15 protein-coding genes are annotated in these 15,437 nt (G+C 71.4%); 9 read left to right on the plus strand and 6 right to left on the minus strand.

Going from position 1 to position 15,437, the window contains the following annotated elements; translation table 11 throughout:
• Positions 1–48 precede the first annotated feature (48 nt).
• The 3 genes from OF380_RS21255 to fabI all read left to right on the plus strand — a co-directional run bounded on the left by OF380_RS21255 (position 49) and on the right by fabI (position 2,701).
• The gene (locus OF380_RS21255; RefSeq protein ID WP_264047330.1) at positions 49–588 is read left to right on the plus strand and encodes an RT0821/Lpp0805 family surface protein; all 540 of its coding nucleotides are present in this window, start codon (positions 49–51) and stop codon (positions 586–588) included.
• 181 nt (positions 589–769) lie between these two features.
• The gene (locus tag OF380_RS21260) at positions 770–1,699 is read left to right on the plus strand and encodes a DnaJ C-terminal domain-containing protein (protein WP_264047331.1); all 930 of its coding nucleotides are present in this window, start codon (positions 770–772) and stop codon (positions 1,697–1,699) included.
• A gap of 159 nt (positions 1,700–1,858) precedes the next feature.
• Positions 1,859–2,701 (plus strand): enoyl-ACP reductase FabI, encoded by an 843-nt coding sequence (gene fabI / locus OF380_RS21265; RefSeq protein WP_264047333.1) that lies wholly within the window; start codon positions 1,859–1,861, stop codon positions 2,699–2,701.
• A 63-nt stretch (positions 2,702–2,764) separates the two neighbouring features.
• Here the strand turns inward: fabI and OF380_RS21270 are convergent, their stop codons facing one another.
• On the minus strand, positions 2,765–3,448 hold the full coding sequence (locus OF380_RS21270) for an MOSC domain-containing protein (protein ID WP_264047335.1): 684 nt from the start codon (positions 3,446–3,448) through the stop codon (positions 2,765–2,767).
• Between the two features lie 53 nt (positions 3,449–3,501).
• A complete protein-coding gene (locus OF380_RS21275) occupies positions 3,502–4,563 on the minus strand; it encodes a polyphosphate kinase 2 family protein (RefSeq protein WP_264047337.1) in 1,062 nt (353 codons plus the stop codon).
• 122 nt (positions 4,564–4,685) lie between these two features.
• On the opposite strand from OF380_RS21275, the gene OF380_RS21280 reads away from it, so the two are divergent.
• From OF380_RS21280 to bla, 3 genes are all read left to right on the plus strand, one after another.
• Positions 4,686–5,273, plus strand: a complete 588-nt coding sequence (locus tag OF380_RS21280; protein ID WP_264047339.1) for a histidine phosphatase family protein — start codon at positions 4,686–4,688, stop codon at positions 5,271–5,273.
• A gap of 140 nt (positions 5,274–5,413) precedes the next feature.
• Entirely contained in the window at positions 5,414–9,502 is a 4,089-nt protein-coding gene (locus OF380_RS21285) for a Pls/PosA family non-ribosomal peptide synthetase (RefSeq protein WP_264047341.1), read from the plus strand.
• Positions 9,503–9,580: 78 nt separating this feature from the next.
• Positions 9,581–10,537, plus strand: a complete 957-nt coding sequence (bla, locus tag OF380_RS21290; RefSeq protein WP_264047343.1) for a class A beta-lactamase — start codon at positions 9,581–9,583, stop codon at positions 10,535–10,537.
• Positions 10,538–10,589: 52 nt separating this feature from the next.
• On the opposite strand, the gene OF380_RS21295 is transcribed toward bla, so the two are convergent.
• Entirely contained in the window at positions 10,590–10,808 is a 219-nt protein-coding gene (locus OF380_RS21295; protein ID WP_264047344.1) for a hypothetical protein, read from the minus strand.
• A gap of 195 nt (positions 10,809–11,003) precedes the next feature.
• Entirely contained in the window at positions 11,004–11,327 is a 324-nt protein-coding gene (locus OF380_RS21300) for a DUF1476 domain-containing protein (RefSeq protein WP_264047346.1), read from the minus strand.
• A gap of 461 nt (positions 11,328–11,788) precedes the next feature.
• On the opposite strand from OF380_RS21300, the gene OF380_RS21305 reads away from it, so the two are divergent.
• Genes OF380_RS21305 through OF380_RS21315 form a run of 3 tightly spaced genes read left to right on the plus strand, consistent with a single transcriptional unit; the run spans position 11,789 to position 14,473 of the window.
• Positions 11,789–13,336: a TadE/TadG family type IV pilus assembly protein gene (locus OF380_RS21305; protein ID WP_264047348.1), complete on the plus strand. Its 1,548-nt coding sequence runs from the start codon at positions 11,789–11,791 to the stop codon at positions 13,334–13,336.
• Positions 13,337–13,343: 7 nt separating this feature from the next.
• Complete coding sequence (locus OF380_RS21310) at positions 13,344–13,913, plus strand: TadE/TadG family type IV pilus assembly protein (RefSeq protein WP_264047350.1); 570 nt, start codon at positions 13,344–13,346, stop codon at positions 13,911–13,913.
• Entirely contained in the window at positions 13,913–14,473 is a 561-nt protein-coding gene (locus tag OF380_RS21315) for a TadE/TadG family type IV pilus assembly protein (protein WP_264047352.1), read from the plus strand. Before OF380_RS21310 ends, OF380_RS21315 begins: the two co-directional genes overlap by 1 nt.
• On the opposite strand, the gene OF380_RS21320 is transcribed toward OF380_RS21315, so the two are convergent.
• Both OF380_RS21320 and OF380_RS21325 read right to left on the minus strand, forming a co-directional pair.
• The gene (locus OF380_RS21320) at positions 14,470–14,919 is read right to left on the minus strand and encodes a hypothetical protein (protein WP_264047354.1); all 450 of its coding nucleotides are present in this window, start codon (positions 14,917–14,919) and stop codon (positions 14,470–14,472) included. The genes OF380_RS21315 and OF380_RS21320 overlap by 4 nt on opposite strands.
• A 178-nt stretch (positions 14,920–15,097) precedes the next feature.
• Complete coding sequence (locus OF380_RS21325; RefSeq protein WP_264047355.1) at positions 15,098–15,400, minus strand: hypothetical protein; 303 nt, start codon at positions 15,398–15,400, stop codon at positions 15,098–15,100.
• Positions 15,401–15,437 lie beyond the last annotated feature (37 nt).

The raw sequence follows: 15,437 nt of genomic DNA on the forward strand, positions 1-15,437 counted from the left end.
GTGGGACACGAGCGTTATCGGCCCAACACGTCGTTGAGATCAGGTGTAATGCGTCGGCGCGACTGTAAAGCCCAAGCCGTATCGAGAAAAGTTGCGCGTGACCCGTCACGCCGCGCGGGTCCGCTCGTCGGGGCGGCGCTCCTGCTCGGCCTCTGCGGGTGCGGACTGCCGATCATCACCTTCCAGGGCGAGGAGACGGCCGCCGCCTCGGAGACCCCGAAAGCCGCCCTGGTGAAGGCCGCGCTGCCGGAGGAGCCGACGGTGACCGGCAGCATCGACCGGCGCACACCGGGATTCGGGCAGGATCTCGGCGCCGAGGATTGGCGCCGCGCCCAGGCCGCCCTCGCGGTGGCCCTCGACCCGCAGGGGAACGGCCGCCCGGTGAAGTGGGACAACCCGGAGACGACCCTGCGCGGCTCGGTGAACCCGACCGGCCTGCCCTACGTCGCCAACGACCTCGTCTGCCGCGACTTCCTCGCCTCGGTCATCGCGCCCACCGGCGGACGCTTCCTGCGCGGCACCGGCTGCAAGCCGTCCGGCGGCGAGTGGACCCTGATCCGGGTGCGGGCCGCGAAGGCGGCCGGCTGAGGGGTTCCCGGGGGTCCGCCCGGGATCGGAGTTCGATCCTGTGAGTTGACGGCGCGCCAAACGCAGCGAATTCTGGCGCGAGACCGTTGCATGGAAGCAACAGGCCGTCCACATGAACGACGAATCCGAAGGAGCCGGGCAGGCGCCCGGCCCCAGGCGGCACCGAGAATCCTGAAGACCGATGCGAAATCCCTACGACGTGCTGGGTGTCCCCAAGGGCGCCCCCGAAGCCGACATCAAGAAGGCCTACCGCAAGCTCGCCAAGGCCTATCACCCCGACCGCAACCAGGGTGACGCGAAGGCCAAGGACCGCTTCGCGGAGGCCAACAGCGCCTACGAGATCCTCGGCGACGCGGGCAAGCGCGCGCAGTTCGACCGCGGCGAGATCGACGCGGACGGCAAGCCGCGCGCCACGGGCTTCGAGGGCTTCGGCGGCGGACGCGGCGGCTTCGCCGGCGGCGGCGGGTTCGACTTCGAGAGCGCCGCGCGCGGACGCGGGCCGGCCGGGGGCGGGGGCGGCATCGGCGAGGACATCTTCTCCCACCTGTTCGGCGACGCCTTCCGGGCGGCCGGCGCCGGCCCCGGCGCGCAGCGCGGCCCCGCCAAGGGCGAGGACGTGGCGGCCGAGCTCAGCGTGACCCTGGAGCAGGTGGGCTCCGAGGAGAAGCTGCGCCTGACCCTGCCGGGCGGGCGCGACGTCGACGTGGTGGTGCCCAAGGGCGTGGTGGACGGCCAGACCATCCGCCTGCGCGGTCTCGGTCAGCCCAACGGGCGGGGCACCCCGGGCGACGCCCTGCTCACCATCCGCATCCTGCCGCATCCGCGCTTCACCGTGGACGGCGCGGACCTGCGCGCCTCCGTGGAGGTGCCCCTGGAGGACGCGATCCTCGGCGGCCCGATCCGGGTGCCGACGCTCACCGGGGCCGTCGAGATGAAGATCCCGGCGATGACCGGATCCGGCCGCACCTTCCGCCTCAAGGGCAAGGGCCTGCCGAAGAAGGACGGCACCCGGGGCGACCTGTTCGCCACCACCGCCGTGACCCTGCCCGCCACCGAGGACCCGGCCCTCACCGAGTTCGCCAATGCGCGCCGCGCGGCCAAAGCCGGGTAGGACGAGGCCGGCTGAGGAACCCGCTCCCGAGGCCGACCGGGACCGCGGCGCATCCCGCACTTCCGTCCCCGGCGCGCCTCCGCTAAGGATGCCCGGCGCGTGGGCGCCCGCCGCTCGGCGGGCGGCGCTCACGCGCAACGGCTCTCGCTCAGGTGACACATGGCGGACACGCACCCGGTTCACGATCACGTCGGCGGCCTGCTCGCCGGCAAGCGCGGCCTCGTGCTCGGTGTCGCCAACAACCGTTCGATCGCCTGGGGCATCGCGAAGTCGGCGGCCGCCCACGGCGCCAAGCTGGCCTTCACCTACCAGGGCGACGCCCTGAAGAAGCGGGTGGAGCCCCTGGCGCGGGAGCTCGACGCCCACGTGGTGGGCCATTGCGACGTCACCGACCCGGCCTCGATCGACGCGGTCTTCGCCGCCACCGCCGAGGTCTTTCCGGAAGGGATCGACTTCGTCGTCCACTGCATCGCCTTCTCGGACAAGGACGAGCTGACGGGCCGCTACGTCGAGACCTCGGAGGCGAACTTCACCAAGTCGCTCCTCATCTCCTGCTACTCGTTCACGGCGGTGGCCCAGCGGGCCGAGAAGCTGATGAAGAACGGCGGTTCGCTCCTCACGCTGACCTATTACGGCGCCGAGAAGTGGATGCCGCACTACAACGTCATGGGCGTCGCCAAGGCGGCGCTCGAAGCCTCGGTGCGCTACCTCGCCGCCGATCTCGGCCCCTCGAAGATCCGCGTCAACGCGATCTCGGCCGGCCCGATCAAGACGCTGGCCGCCTCCGGCATCGGCGATTTCCGCTACATCCTGAAGTGGAACGAGTACAACGCCCCCCTGCGGCGCACCGTGACCATCGAGGAGGTCGGCGAGACCGCCACCTACCTCGTCTCGGACATGAGCAAGGGCATGACCGGCGAGATCCTGCACGTGGATGCCGGCTACCACGTCGTCGGCATGAAGAACCCGGAAGCCCCGGATCTCAGCCTCGACAAGGATTGAGTCCCGAGACGGATCGAGCCTGGAGACGGACCGAGCCTGGAGAGGACTGGGACCCGCTCCGGCCTACCCGTCGAGGCGGGCCGTCCAGTCCTCCACGGCGTCCCGCTCGAGCCGGCGCGTCGCCAGCGTCCGCCAGGACGGCGCGAGCGGGGGCAGGGCGGCGATCTCCGCCAGGGCCGCACGGTCGAGGCGATCGACGTAGAAGACACGCACCAGCCGCGTCACCGGCCAGCCGGGATGGGGGCGTTCGACCAGCCGCAGGGCATCGCCCGCCGCCACCCGCCCGCTTTCGAGGACGCGATAGTACCAGCCGGTGCGGCCGCTCGCCTGGACCCGGCGCGCCATGTCGGGCACGCCGAACCGGGCATTGAGCCTCCAGCAGGGCTGGCGTCCCTGGCTGACCTGCAGCAGCGCCGTCCCGGCCCGCCAGACGTCGCCGATGCAGACCTCCGCTTCGGTGAGGCCGCGCGTCGAGAGGTTCTCGCCGAAGGCGCCGGGCCGGTCGACGAAATCCGGCAGGCTCGACAGCTCCGCCCGCCAGGCCGGCGCATGATCGAGCGCGTAGTGATGGACGGCCTTGTCCGGCCCGCCGTGACGGACCCGGTCCCCCTGCGCGTCACCGGAGAACCCGAGCGGGCCGACCTCCACCGGACCCGACACGGGCCACTTGACGATCCCGCTCGGGTGCCCCTGCGGTCCCAGGGGCGCGAGCCGACCGGTGAGAACGGCGCCGATCGTAAGTCCCATGATCGGGCTCCCCACATGGTCGCCTCGCGCTCCGACGAGGCGGCGCCGGGGGATCACTCCGGCACGGTCATGCCGGACAGATCCGCCTTCGCCTCCGGGAAGCGCGGGTCCATCGCCTCCAGGGTGTCGGCGATGGTGCGGGCGATGAGGAGGTTGCGGTACCACTTCCGGTTGGCCGGCACCACGTGCCAGGGCGCCTGCGGCGTGGAGCATTCGGTCAGCGCATCCGCGAAGGCGCCCTGGTAGGCGTCCCAGGACTTGCGCTCCACGAGGTCGGCCGGGTCGAACTTCCAGTGCTTGTCCGGGTTCGCGATCCGTGCCTCGAGCCGCTCCCGCTGCTCGTCCTTGGAGATGTGCAGGAAGAACTTCAGGATCGTGGTGCCGGAGGCGGCGAGCATCCGCTCGAAATCGTTGATCTGGCCGTAGCGCGCCCGCCAGACCGGCTCGGGCACGAGGTCCTTCACCCGCACCACCAGCACGTCCTCGTAATGGCTGCGGTTGAACACGTTGATCATGCCGCGCGCCGGGGCCTTGGCGTGGTAGCGCCACAGGAAGTCGTGGTCGCTCTCCTCGGCGCTCGGCACCTTGAAGGACCAGACCCGGCAGCCCTGCGGGTTCACGCCCTCGAACACCGCCCGGATCGTGCCGTCCTTGCCGCCGGTATCGATGGCCTGGAACACCACGAGGAGGCTGCGCCGGTGCTCGGCGTAGAGTCGCTCCTGCAGGGCGACGATGCGGGCGCGTTCGGTGACGAGGGCCGCCTTGGCCGTCTCCTTGTCGAGGCCGCCATCGGCGTCGGCGTCGATCGCCCCGAGATCGCAGCGGGTTCCCGGCCGCACCGTGACGACGCCCTCGGCGGCGGGGGCGCATCGCGGCCCCGGACCCCCGACGGGCACCGTGTCGCCGCCCTCGACCGCGTGCGCCCAGAGGGCCGAGGAGGGCGGCCGGTGGAGGAGGGGCCGCACCTCGGCTCCGGATTCCCCTTCGGCTTCAGCCTTGATATGCGGCTTGGCCTTCTTGCCGCCCCCGCGGTGCGAAACATCACGTTGCAATGCGGAAAGGCCTGATTCCCCGGACGCTTGGCCTCGGCGATGCTTGCCGTGGTGCTTCGACATGATGAGACTCGGTTCTCGATCGCGGGGCGCGATACGGCGGCCGCCGGGATGCAGGGCCAGGATGTGCGTGCGAAAACGATTCCCCGGCTCGGCTGTTCCGAAGCGTGGCGGGGCCTGAGGGCGTGAACCCGATCTACTTCATCCGCCACGGCCAGACCGACTGGAATGCCGAAGGCCGCCTGCAGGGGCAGCGCGACATCGACCTCAACGCCGAAGGGCTGCGGCAGGCCGAGGCCGTGGCCGCGCGCCTCGCGCGCGTCGCCGGCAGCGACGTCGCCGCCATGGATTTCGCCGCGAGCCCCCTCGTCCGGACCCGCCGCACCATGGAGATCCTGCGGGGCGCCCTCGACCTCGCGCGGGGGGATTTCCGGCTCGACGCGCGCCTGAAGGAGATCAGCTTCGGGGCCTGGGAGGGCTCGACCTGGGCCGAGATCCGCCGCCGCGACCCGTCCGGCGCCCTGGCGCGGGACCGCGACCGCTGGGGCTATCGCCCCCCGGGCGGGACCGGCGAGAGCTATGCCATGTTGGTGGACCGGGTGACCCCGGCGATCACCGGCCTGACGCGGCCCACCGTGATCGTCTCGCATGGCGGCGTCGCCCGGGCGATCCTGGTGATCCTCGGCCATCTCGGCACCCGGGACGCACCGCGCCTCGGCATCCGCCAGGGCAGCGTCCTCGTCCTCGACCGGGCGGGCTGGCGCTGGGCCTGACGCGACCTCTCGGTGTTCGAACCCGGTTCAAGCGTGGCGCCCAATCGTGCTAGACGCGCCGTGATTTCGGCGCGATCCGGGCGCCTACCCGGCCAAAAGGACGGCTCCCGACCGATCGGGAACCGACAGCGGAGCAGCGGATGAGCAGTCTCGCCGAAACGACCCGGCCCCGGGCGGAGACGCGCGGGCCTGGACAGGACGCGGCGCCGGCCTCCGGCGCCCGCGCCGTCCTGCGCGGAGCGCCGCGTCCCGACCTCATCCGCGACGAGACCCTGGGCGAGATCTTCGGCGCGAGCGCCCGGGCGCGTCCCGACCATCCGGCCCTCGTCGACGGGTCGCGCACCGGCCCCGACGGCACCCATCCGATTCTCACCTATGCGCAGGTGGAGGCGCAAGCCGCCGAGATCGCGCGCGGCCTCGCGCATCGTGGCATCGGCCCCGGCGACGTGGTCGGCCTCTGGATGGCGCGAGGGCCGGACCTCCTCGTCGCCCAGATCGGCATCACCCTGTCGGGGGCCGCCTGGCTGCCCTTCGACGCCGAGGCCCCCGCCGACCGCGTCGCGGTCTGCCTCAGCGATGCCGGGGCCAAGGCGCTCCTCGTCTCGCCCGCCCTCGCCCCCCAGGCGCCGGCCGGCACCCCGGCGCTCACCGTGGCGGCGCTCGCCACCGGAACGCCGGCGGAGGCCGCGGTCCCCGACCCGCGCGCGCGGGGCCTGACCCCGGAGCACCCGGCCTATCTCATCTACACGTCGGGCTCGACCGGCGTGCCGAAGGGCATCGTCATCAGCCACGCCAACATCTGCCACTTCCTGCGCTCCGGGAACGCCCTCTACGGCATGCGGCCCGACGACGTGGTGTTCCAGGGCGCCTCCGTCGCCTTCGATCTCTCGATGGAGGAGATCTGGGTGCCCTACCTCGTGGGCGCGACCCTGTTCGTGGCCTCGCCCGCGATGATGGGCGACGTCGAGGCGCTGCCCGAGATCCTGGCCCGCGCCCGCGTCAGCGTCCTCGACACGGTGCCGACCCTGCTGGCGATGATCTCGCAGGACCTGCCCACCGTGCGCCTCGTGCTCCTCGGCGGCGAGGCCCTGCCCGAGCCCCTGGTCGCCCGCTGGGCCACGGCCACGCGAAAACTCTTCAACACCTACGGGCCGACCGAGGCCACGGTGGTGGCGACCGCCGCCGAGATGCGGCCGGGCGTGCCCGTGACCATCGGCGGGCCGATCCCGAACTATTCCGTCTACGTCGCCGGCGAGGCCCTCGAACTCCTCGGGCCGGGCCAGCAGGGCGAACTCCTCATCGGCGGCCCCGGCGTGGCGAAGGGCTACCTGCAGCGCCCGGAGCTGACGGCCGAGAAGTTCATCGCCAACCCCTACGCCTCGGACGGCAGCGACCCGGTGCTCTACCGCTCCGGCGACGCGGTCTCGCTGGATGCCGACGGCAACATCCTGTTCCACGGGCGCATCGACGACCAGGTCAAGATCCGGGGCTTCCGGGTGGAGCTCGCCGAGATCGAGTCGCGCATCCAGGTCCAGCCCGGCATCAACCAGGCGGCGGTGGTCCTGCGCCAGGATGACGGGGTCGACCGCCTCGTGGCCTTCCTGGTGCCCGAGCGCGGCACCGAGATCGACAAGGCCGCCCTGCGCCACACGCTGGCCGAGCAGATGCCGCCCTACATGGTGCCGGGGCATTTCGAGGCGGTGGAGGTGCTGCCGCGCCTGACCTCCGGCAAGGTCGACCGCAAGGCCCTGCGCATCGCGACCCTCACGGTGGCCGATACGGCGGGCGAGCAGGAGCCGCCGCGCAACGAGACCGAGGCCGCGCTGCTCGCTGCCGCCCACCGCGTCTTCGGCAACCAGGCGATCCCGTTCGAGGGCGACTTCTTCGCCGATCTCGGCGGGCACTCGCTGCTCGCCGCCCGCTTCGTCGGGGCGGTCCGCGAGGTGCCGGCGCTGGCCGCCATCACCCTGCAGGACGTCTACGGACGGCGCACCCTCAGGGCCATGGCCGACACGCTGATCGCGCGCACCGGCGGCGCGGGGGCGCAGACGGCGATCCGCGACCTCAGCTTCCCGGCCCCCTCCCTCCGGCGGCGCTTCCTCTGCGGCCTCGCCCAGGCCGCGGCCCTGCCCTTCGTGATCGCGCTGGCGACCGCGCAATGGCTCGGCATCTTCGTGACCTACCTGCTCCTCACCGGCGGCGGGCTCGGGTTCTTCGGCGAGCTCGGGGTGCTGCTGCTGGTCTATATCGGCATCAACGCGGTGACGGCCTCCATCGCGGTGGCGGCCAAGTGGCTGATCCTCGGGCGCACCCGGCCCGGGCGCTATCCGCTCTGGGGCGTGTACTATTACCGCTGGTGGCTGGCCCAGCGCCTGACGCCGCTGGTGCACATCAAGTGGCTCCAGGGCTCGCCGGCCATCGTGGCCTACCTGCGGCTCCTCGGCGCCGACATCGGCAGGGACGCCCTGATCTCCGACGCCGAGATCGGCGCGCCGGACCTCGTCAGCATCGGCGCGGGCGCCTCGCTCGGCGGCCGTCTCGTCATCGCCAACGCGGAAGTCGTGGGCGACGAACTGGTGATCGGCCGGGTCCGCATCGGCGCCGACGTCGCCATCGGCGCCTCCTGCGTGATCGGCCCCGACACGGTCATCGGCGACCACGCCGAGATCGGCGACCTCACCACCATCCCCACCGGCACGCGGGTGGGCCGGGCCGAGATCTGGGACGGCTCGCCCGGGCGCAAGGTCGGCGAGGCCGATCCGGATTCGCTGCCCGCGCCCGCCACGGCCTCGCCCGGCCGGCGCCTCGGCTTCGCGGCCCTCTACGCCTTCCTGCTGGCGGCGATCCCCGCCATCGGCCTGCTGCCGATCTTCCCGGCCTTCTACATCTTCGACCAGCTCAGCGACTCGCTCGGCGACATCACCGACATCGACTACCACTGGTACCTGCCGCTGCTGACCTGGCCCACCGCCATGCTGATGACGGCCGGCACCGTGCTGCTGATCGCGGGCATCCGCTGGCTCGTGCTGCCGCGCGTCTCCTCGGGGACCTACTCGGTCCACAGCGGCTTCTACATGCGCAAGTGGGCGGTGGCGCTCGCCGCCGAGGTGACCCTGGAGACGCTCTCGTCCCTGTTCGCCACGGTCTACATGCGGGCCTGGTACCGCCTGATGGGTGCCCGGATGGGGCAGGGCGCCGAGATCTCCACCAACCTCGGCGGGCGCTACGACCTGGCCGATATCGGCGCGCGCAACTTCGTGGCCGACGAGGTGGTGTTCGGCGAGGAGGAGATCCGGCGCGGCTGGATGACCCTGCACGAGGTCCGCACCGGCGCGCGCGTGTTCGTGGGCAACGACGCGGTGGTGCCGCCGGGCACCGTCATCCCCGAGGACGTGCTCATCGGCATCAAGTCGAAGCCGCCGGCCAACGCCCTGATGACGCCGGGCGACACCTGGTTCGGCTCGCCGCCGATCAAGCTGCCCGCGCGCCAGCGGGTCGATCTCGGCTCGAACGCCCAGACCTACGAGCCGGGGATCGGCCCCAAGCTCCGGCGCGGCATCTTCGAGGCGTTCTCGACCTCGTTCTCGCCGATGCTGTTCATCACCCTGGCGATTTCGGCCATCGACTTCTACTTCTACCCCGCGATCCTCGCCCGGGACTGGACCGGCCTCGCGTTCAGCTTCGTCGCGGTCTCCGTCGCCATCGCCTTCATCCAGTCCTTCACGGTCATCGCGGTCAAATGGCTGCTGATGGGCGTCTACAAGCCCGGCATGCAGCCGATGTGGTCGTGGTGGGCCATGCGCACCGAGGCGGTGGCGGTGCTGTACTGGGGGCTCGCCGGCAAGGTGCTGCTGGAGCACCTCGTCGGCACGCCGTTCCTGCCCTGGATGCTGCGGCTCCTCGGCGTGAAGGTCGGGCAGGGCGTGTGCATGCTGACCACCGACATCACCGAGTTCGACTGCGTGACCATCGGCGACTACGCCACCATCAACCGGACCTCCGCCCTGCAGACGCACCTCTACGAGGACCGCATCATGAAGGTCGGCCGGGTCGAGGTCGGCCGGGGCGTCTCGGTGGGGGCCTTCTCGACGGTGCTCTACGACACCAAGGTCGGCGACTACGCCCGCCTGCGCCCGCTGACCATCGTGATGAAGGGCGAGTCGATCCCCGCGCATTCGGAATGGGAGGGCGCGCCGGCGGTCCCGGTGGTGCACGCCAAGGCCTCGTAGGAACGCCCCGGCGTGCGCCGCGACCTGTCGGCGCCACCGTACCGGGCTGTCGGCCCGGGCAACCCGAGGAGCCTCGCGATGCTGAACCGACGCACCCTGCTCGCCGCGGGTCCTGTCTTGGCGGGTCCTCTCTTGGCGAGCCCGCTCTGGGTCTGTTCCGCGATGGCCGGTCCCGAAGCGGCGCGGGCGGACGATCGATCGGAGCCGCCCACGGCCCTGGCGCAGCGTTTCGCCGCCCTCGAGGCCGAGAGCGGGGGCCGCCTCGGCGTCCGGGTCCGCGATACGCGGACGGGCGCCACCTTCGGGCATCGCGCCGACGAGCGCTTCCCGCTCTGCAGCACCTTCAAGCTCCTGGCGGCCGGCGCGGTGCTGGCGCGGGTCGATGCCGGCCGCGAGAGCCTGGAGCGCCGCATTCCCTACGGACCCGCCGACCTCGTGGACTATTCGCCCGCCACGCAGCCGCGCCTCGGCGCAGGCGGCATGGCGTTGGGAGGCATGGAGTTGGGAGGCATGGCGCTGGGGGACCTGTGCGAGGCGGCCGTCACGCTCAGCGACAACACCGCCGCCAACCTCATTCTCTCCACCCTCGGCGGCCCCGCTGGACTCACGGCCTATCTGCGCACGCTGGGCGATCCGGTCACCCGCCTGGACCGGACCGAGCCGACCTTGAACGAGGCGGTGCCGGGCGACCCCCGCGACACCACCACGCCCGCCGCGATGCTGGCGGACCTGGAGCGCCTGACGCTCGGGCCGGCCCTGACCGACGCCACGCGGGCGATCCTCGTGGGCTGGCTCCGGGGCAACCGGACCGGCGATTCCCGTCTGCGGGCCCGATTGCCCGGGGGCTGGCAGGTGGGTGACAAGACGGGTTCGGGCCCGCGGGGGACCACCAACGACGTCGGCCTGCTCTGGCCCCCGGAAGGCGCGCCGCTCCTCGTCGCGGTCTACCTCACCGAGACGGAGGCGCCCGTGGCGCGGCGCGAGGCGACGATCGCGGCGGTCGGCCGCGCGGTCGCGGATCTCCGCCTGCGCTGAGCCTGGCGGGCGGCAAACCTCGCGGGCGGTCCCGGCGTCCGGCCGCGCGGGCCTACCAGTGTCGGGCGGCGGGCGGGTTCCGATCACCGTCGAAGTCCCGGCGGAGCCGCTCCCGGCGCAGGGTCTGTCCGGCCGCGAGATGGTCGAAGAACTGCTTCCGCTGGCGGCGCGCCTCCCGGTCGACCTTCGGCTCGTCGGGCCAGGTGGACGCCGAATAGACGGCAACGGGCATGACCGCCAGGATACAGATCGCGAGGATGGAACGAAACATACCGCCGCTCGTCGTCGGGGCCGCTCATGAACCTTCGCTCAACATTCCGTGATGCGCCCCGTTCCGCGTGCAGTCGTTACGGAACCGCGTCCTCAGAATCGATGGTTTCCAAAGCGTTCCCGCCCGCATGCGGCCTCCGTCCTCCCGGTGACGGAGAGCGTTACTACGGCCACGTCTCGTTAAGCCGAGGACCCGCTATGCCAACGACTTGCCCGAAGCCCGCTGCGCCGGCGGTTGCTTCAGGTGCTGAACCAGGGGTGCGCGGTCGACGACGACGCCGTTCGCCTCCAGATCGGCCTGGACGCGCGCGATCAGGGCGTCGTCCTTCGTCCCCTGGATCACCGAGGCCATCAGTTCCTCGGCATAGGCGAGGGCGCTGAAGTGATCCACACCGAGCACCTGCGCCGCATAGGCCGCGAGGGACTGGACCCCCTGGGCATGCACGCGGAACCGGGCTTCCTCCGTGCGCACGAAGAGCATCTCGGCCGCGCGTTCACGTTCCTCGAAGAATCGCGACATCGGACGTTTCCTTCCCGATCGAGAACAGCCTCGCTGTGCGAATACTGGTCGTTCGACGAGGTTAAGACTGGAGGAGCGCCTCCGCTTTCACAAACAGCAAACCGCCTCGACGGCGGGAGGCCGGTCCGTCGCGCGGGTTCCCGTCGGCCCGCAGGCCAAGGTGCGGCGGACGGTATGGGGTCGGGCGTTCCCAAGATGCGTTCGGCATCAGCCGCCGTTCAGACAAGCTTCCGTGGAACAACGCAAAGTCTAGGCTCGCGTCCTGTCACGAAACCGCAGGCTCAACCGCCCGCTAGATCGGGGCGGGTTGTATCGCCGCGGGCGATGTCGGCGTCATAGGACCTCGGCAATCCGCTCCGTTGCCTTCGCGGTTCCGTCATCTGGCGGACGAACCGCGCGGATCGCGGCGGATGCTTCGAGCCGGTAAGCGTTCTTTAACGGACGCCTCCGAAACTCGCCAAATGAGGGAGTTTTACAACCAGATACACCGGGCGGGGCGGCGGTTCCGGGGCGGCGAGGGTGGTGCGGTCGCCCTGATCTTCTCTCTGGCCCTGATCCCGATGCTGATGCTCGCCGGCATCGTCATCGATTACGGCGCCAACTCGAACGCGCGCCAGCAGGCGCAGAACAGCGTCGATGCGACGGTCCTGGCCCTCGCCAAGCTGCCGCCCGCGACGAGCGACGCCGTCCTGCGGGACAAGGCCACCAAGCAGATCACGGCGGCGATGACGCGGACCCAGGCGGAAGGCGTCACGGTCGCGCTGCAACGGTCCGACGACACGATCCGGGTCACGCTGAGCGCCACGACGCCGACCACGCTGACCCGGCTGGGGGGCTTCAGCAGCCTGCCCCTCGTGGTGTCGGGAAGCGCGCGGCGCGGATCCGGCAACCTGGAGGTCGCGCTGGTCCTCGACAACACGGGGTCCATGCGGGGCACGAAGCTGACGAACCTCAAGGCCGCCGCGACGGACCTCGTCGCCAGCCTGTTCCGGGAGGTCGATCCCGCCAGGCCGAACGCCCTCCGGATGGCGGTCGTCCCGTTCTCGATGACCGTCAATGTGGGCGCCGCGAATGCGGGGGCGAGCTGGATCGACAAGGACGGGCTCGCCTCCTACCATTCCCAGATCTTCGCATCGAAGGCGAACCGGCTGACGCTCTTCGGCCGGCTCGGCGTTCCCTGGGGCGGCTGCGTCGAGGGGCGCCCGATGCCCTACGACGTCTCCGAGACGGCGGCGACGACGGGAAACCCCGACACCCTGTTCGTGCCCTACTTCGCACCCGACGAGTCGGACCGCGACGGGAACTCGGTGAACGACTACCTCTACGACTATCCGCTGTTCGGGGGGCTGCTCGTCCTCGACAACCGGGTGCGGCAGGGCCAGGTCGCCAAGTACGGCACGGCCTACAAGGTCTCGAAGACGGACCGTTCCGGGGGCCCGAACGGCTACCTGTACGGGCCCAATGCCGGGTGCGAGCTGCAGCCGATCACGCCCCTGACGACCTCGCAGGCGACCCTGACGAGCGCGATCGGCGCGATGACGCTGAGCGGCGACACCAACATCCCCCTGGGCCTCGTCTGGGGCTGGCACGCGCTCTCGCCCTTCGGCCCCCTGGTGAAGGGCGCCGATTACACGGACCAGACCGTGCGGAAGTTCGTCGTGCTGATGACGGACGGACAGAACCAGGTCGGGAACCCGCTTTCGGACAACGCCTCGTTCTATTCGGGCACGAGCTACATCTGGGCCAACCGGATCGGCACGGTCTCGTCGGATCTGGGCGCGCGGACCCGGGCCCTGGATGCGCGCCTCTCGACCCTCTGCGCCAACATGAAAGCGGCCGGGATCCAGATCTTCACCGTGCGGGTCGAGGTCACGGACGGGACGAGCGATCTCCTGCGGACCTGCGCGACGAGCCCGAGCATGTTCTTCGACGTCGCGGATTCCGCCGATCTGACCACCGCCTTCAAGTCGATCGGCGCGCAGATCAGCGAACTCCGGATCTCCCGGTGACGGCGCCGTGACGCACGCGCAGCCCCGCGCCGGATTCCGCCTGCGCCTCGCCCGCTTCGCGCGGGCCCGCGACGGGGCGACGGCCGTCGAGTTCGCCCTGGTCGCGCTGCCGTTCCTCATCCTCCTCTGCGCCATCTTCGAATCCTGCCTCCTGACCTTCGCGCAGCAGACCCTGAACAACGCGGTCGATCGCGCCGGGCGCCAGGTCTTCACCGGCACCTTCCAGGAGGGCTACGACGGCACCCCCGCCGTCGAACGGTTCCGGACCGCGCTCTGCGCCGGACCGACCCTCTTCGACTGCAATGCCGTCAAGCTGGAGGTGACGACTTCCCAGACCTTCGCGGCGGTCGCGGCATCCGACCCCTACGACGCGAACGCGAAGGCCCTGTCGTCGAGCTTCGGCGCGCGGTTCCAGTGCCCGGCGGGCAACGACGTGGTCACGATCCGCGCCGCCGTGGTGGTGCCCCGGTTCTTCACGATCCTCGACCTCTCGCCGCGCAAGGTCGGCGCGGGCAGCCAGCTCATCGTCGCCACCGCCGTGTTCCGCGCCGAGCCCTACGCCGCGGGGCGCTGCTGATGCGCCGCTTCGCACGCTGCGCGGACGGGATCGCGGCCCTGGAGTTCGCCCTCGTCGCCCCGATCCTGCTCCTGCTGCTGATGGGCTCCATCGAGCTGCCCAGGGCCTACGGCACCAGCCAGGGACTGCTGCGCGCGGTGCGCACCATGGCCGACCTGATCTCCCGCGGCAGCGTGACCAGCGTGGACGACGTCTACGCGGCGGGGGCGGCGGTGACCTTCCCCGACAACACCGCGGGCGCCGGCATCGTCCTGACGGCGGTGGGCGTCTACCAGAAGGGGACGAGCCTGGAGGCGCGGGTCTGCTCCAGCGTCGCGCGCAACGCGACGGCCCGGGTGGTGGGCAGCGTCGTCGACCCGCCCCCCGAGACCCAGATGACGGCCGGGGCCCGCTACGTCATGGCGGAGGCGACGTTCCCCTACACGCCGATCTTCGACATCGTCCCGGGGCTCAGGGGCCTCGTCCTCGCGCGGCAGGCCGCCTGGCCGATGCGCGGGACAGGGAGCGGCGCCGCGACCGAGACGATCCTGCCCGGCGGCAGGTCCTGTCCCGCCGCCTAGCGGGCCGGCATGCGCCGGATCCGGTCGATGTTCCCGGTGGAGAGGTCGGTGTAGAGGCTGCGCCCGGACGTCTCGGGCGCGGCCGTCCTCGGGGCCGCGCGCGGCCGGGCCGCCTCGGGGCTGGTCTCGACACCGGCGCTTCGCCGCCCGTTGACGTAGTAGCTGCGCACCGTCGTCCGGTAGGGGGGCGTATCCCCGCAGCCCTCGCAGATCGAGGTCGTCCAGGATTGCCAGAGGCCGTTCGTCTTCTCGTCGACCGAGGCGGCGCGCTCGCGATGGGCCGAGGCGAGCTGCAGCGTGTCGAGATCCTTCGTCGGCGCTGGCGCGGCCCGGGGCGGGGCCGCCGCAGCCTCGCCGGTCACCGTGATCGGGGCGGTGGCGCTCGACTGGGCGAGCGCGGTTCCGCCGAGGCAGGCGAAGGCCAGGAGCGAGCTTCGCAGGCGCATGGATGACTCCCGTTCTGAATGGAACGGGATCAATGCATGATGTTCGCCTCCGGTTTGGCCGACTAATCCCTTCGCCCCAACCCGAACGGCAAATCTTTGGAGGTATCGAATTCGAGAGGAGAGATCTCGCGCCGTCGCAGGGTCGGCCGGACCGGTCACGACGTCGGCGGCCCCCGCCCTAGCGGCGCGGCGGGGCGGATTTCGGCCTGGGCATCTTCACCACCGTGTTGCGCGGCTTGCCGAAGGGCCGCAGCGGCGCCTTGGCGGCCAGGGCGGCGCGGGCGATCTCCTGGGGGTTCGGCGCGCCGCTGGCGATCCGGCGCAACGCCTCCTGCATCTCCTCCAGGGTCTGGGCGGATTCACCCTCCAGCGTCTCCTCCGGGCGGATGCCGTTGAGTTCCGGGGCGATCTCCTCGGCCGCCTCGCGCAATTCGGCGATGAGTTCGGCGGGGGAGTAGCGCGGGGGGATCGTCTGGACCATGGCGCGACCATGGCAGGCGGTGGCATGGTCGGCAACC

The organism is Methylobacterium sp. FF17 (assembly GCF_025813715.1).
GTDB lineage: Bacteria > Pseudomonadota > Alphaproteobacteria > Rhizobiales > Beijerinckiaceae > Methylobacterium > Methylobacterium flocculans.